Here is a 2,535-nt window from a genome sequence, read left to right as displayed (position 1 = left end):
CGCCACCGGGCCCCGCCTGGCAATCGTCGGCCTCACCGCGGCATCCCTCCTCCTGTTCACCCCCCTCCTCACCTCTAGCCGGGGCATGAGGAACATCGGAACGGAAAACAGCGCCAGGTGCTGATCTAGTACTCCAGTGACAGTGATCCTTACGTGGTCGCGGCCCGGTGAGTCCGGGCTGAGCGGCTACCTGATCCGGATGCCGTACTGGGCGATCCGCCGGTAGAGCGTGGACCGGCTCAGGCCGACCCGCTCGGCTGCCTCGGCCATGGTGAGGGACGGGTCGTTCAGAGCCCGCACGATCTCGTCCCGCTCGAACGTCTCCAGTCGCGTCAGCCGGTGGCGGCCGTGCGAGAGCACCTCGGCCGGGAGGTGTCCGACGTCGATCGGGTCGTGGCGGCGAGCCAGTTTCTTGACGACCTGCATCAGCTGCTCGACGTTGCCCGGCCAACGATGGCCGGACAGGGCGCGTTCGGCCGCCGGGGTCAGATCCACCTCGCGGCCCCGTGCCCGCAGGGCCGCCACCCGCGCCAACGGCCCGATGTCCTCGGGCCGTTGGCGCAGCGGTGCGACCGGGACGATCCCGTCAACGATCGCGCGCAGTGCGGCCGGGATATCCTCGAACCGCTCCACCGTGATCACGAAGGGCAGGCAGCCCGCCGGGTCGGCTGCGCCCGATCGCGCCTCGACCCGGGCCCTGAGCACCCGGTCCCGCACCTGTTCGGCCACCCACAGGGGGAGCAGGTCGACGTCGCGCACGATGACCGCCGTGCTCGCCTTCGTCAGCTCCGGGGTCCACAGGGACAGCCACGGCTCGACGTCCGCCGCTGCCGGGTTGCTCGCGGCCAGGATGCGGTAGCGCGGAAAGGCCCGGCGCAGGGCCTGCGCGAGCGCCGTCGTACGGCCGCTGCCCGGCTCGCCGACACAGGCCACGACCCGCCCGTCGCGCAGGCCCGCCTCTGCCAGTGACACCGCACGGCGCCAGGAAGGAGCCGGAGAGGTCGTGCAGACTGCCGGCCCCGGGCTCCGCGCGCGGGCTTTCCACCCGGAACACCTCGCCGCGTGGGCGCGGGCGGCCACCCGTGACGCCCCCGGACCGCAACCGCATCAGGTCCGTCGTGTGCTGCGCGGCGGACTCAGCCAGCGCGAGCAGCAGGTTGCTCGACGACTCCGACCAGGTCGTCAGGTTGACCGAGCCCTCGAGGCGTCCGGTCCCTGGGTGGAGCACCGGCGCCGCGGCGCAGGTGTAGCAGCACAGCCCGACGGCGTAGTGCTCCTCGGCCCGCACCAGGGACGGGGCGCGGTCCGCCAGCGCGAGCCCGAGTCCCGTCGTACCCACCACCCGCTCGGCGTAGGAGAAGCCCGGCGCGAGGTGTACCCGGTCCAGCGCGCGCAGGAGGCTGGTGTCCCCGCTGAGACGGTTGAGCACCAAGCCGTCCGCGCCGGTCAACATCAGGCTGACGGGCTCCGCGGCCAGCGTCCGGTGGAGGCCGGCCAGCACCTCGCGGCCGCTGTCGTAGAACAGCGAGCTCTGGTCGATCGTGCCGGAGAAGACCGGGTCGACGTCGTCGAGGGAGACGCCGTACTCCTCGCTGCGCTGCCAGGAGGCCATCAGCCGGCAGGAGACGTCCGACCGGGTGTGGTCGCGCCCCGCGCGCGCCTCGGCCGCGAACCCGCGGGCACGTGCCGGGATGACGTCGTCGGGCATGACACTCCCTGAAAGCCCTGCTGTGATCCAGGTCATAAGCGTAGGCGCCAGCCTCGTCCCTGGCACGGCCGCGCGTGTCTCAGTTTGGGACATTCGGTCATCCCACAATGAGACATCGACCCCGGGACCTCTCCCCCCACGCGGGCACTAGCCTCCCGACAGGCCCGCGATGGCCGTGGGCCGGAGGAGGACCAGGATGTACGCCAAGGACGGTGAGAACTACTTCATCGTGGACGCCCACATCGCGTTGTGGGACGGGCGCCCGGAGAACCAGCGCAACGTCCACGGCAAGCAGTTCATCGACTGCTTCTACGCCTACCACACGAGCTTTACCCCGGCGTCGGAGATGTGGGAGTACGACGAGTACCTCTACCAGGGCGGCGAGCGGCTGATGAAGGATGTGTTCGAGACCGGGTACGTCGACCACGCCATCTTCCAACCCGCCTACCTCGGGGAGTTCTACACCAACGGGTTCGGGCAGACCGAAGAGGCGTTCGCGCTCACCCAGGCCCACCCCGACAAGCTGACCTACAACCACAACTGGGATCCGCGCAACGGCGGGGCCGGCCTCGACCAGCTCCGCGCCGACGCCGAGAGGTTCGGTCTCAAGGGGGTCAAGCTCTGCACCGCGGAGTGGAAAGGCGGCTCGCGCGGATGGAAGCTGACCGATCCCTGGGCTTATCGGTACTTGGAGGCCTGCCAGGAGTTAGGCATCAAGAACATCCACGTCCACAAGGGCCCGACCATCAAGCCGCTGGACCGCGACGCGTTCGACGTCGCCGACATCGACCACGTCGCAAGCGATTTCGAAGACCTGAACTTCATCG

General features: G+C 69.9%; 2 protein-coding genes and 1 pseudogene. 1 reads left to right on the top strand and 2 read right to left on the bottom strand.

Annotated elements, in window-relative coordinates:
- Positions 1–186 precede the first annotated feature (186 nt).
- Together AC08ON_RS06925 and AC08ON_RS06920 are read right to left on the bottom strand one after the other, a co-directional pair.
- A complete protein-coding gene (locus tag AC08ON_RS06925) occupies positions 187–972 on the bottom strand; it encodes an AAA-type ATPase lid domain-containing protein (RefSeq protein WP_476616652.1) in 786 nt (261 codons plus the stop codon).
- 211 nt (positions 973–1,183) lie between these two features.
- Positions 1,184–1,453: pseudogene (locus AC08ON_RS06920) on the bottom strand (AAA-type ATPase lid domain-containing protein); the annotation flags it as partial.
- Between the two features lie 451 nt (positions 1,454–1,904).
- Here AC08ON_RS06920 and AC08ON_RS06915 point away from each other — a divergent pair.
- A partial coding sequence (locus tag AC08ON_RS06915) for an amidohydrolase family protein (RefSeq protein ID WP_476616651.1) occupies positions 1,905–2,535 on the top strand: 631 nt, incomplete at its 3' end.

Source organism: Frankia sp. CoWAU3, assembly GCF_977971855.1.
The sequence above is the reverse complement of the archived record's forward strand: the minus strand, read 5'-3'. Positions and strand labels throughout refer to the sequence as shown.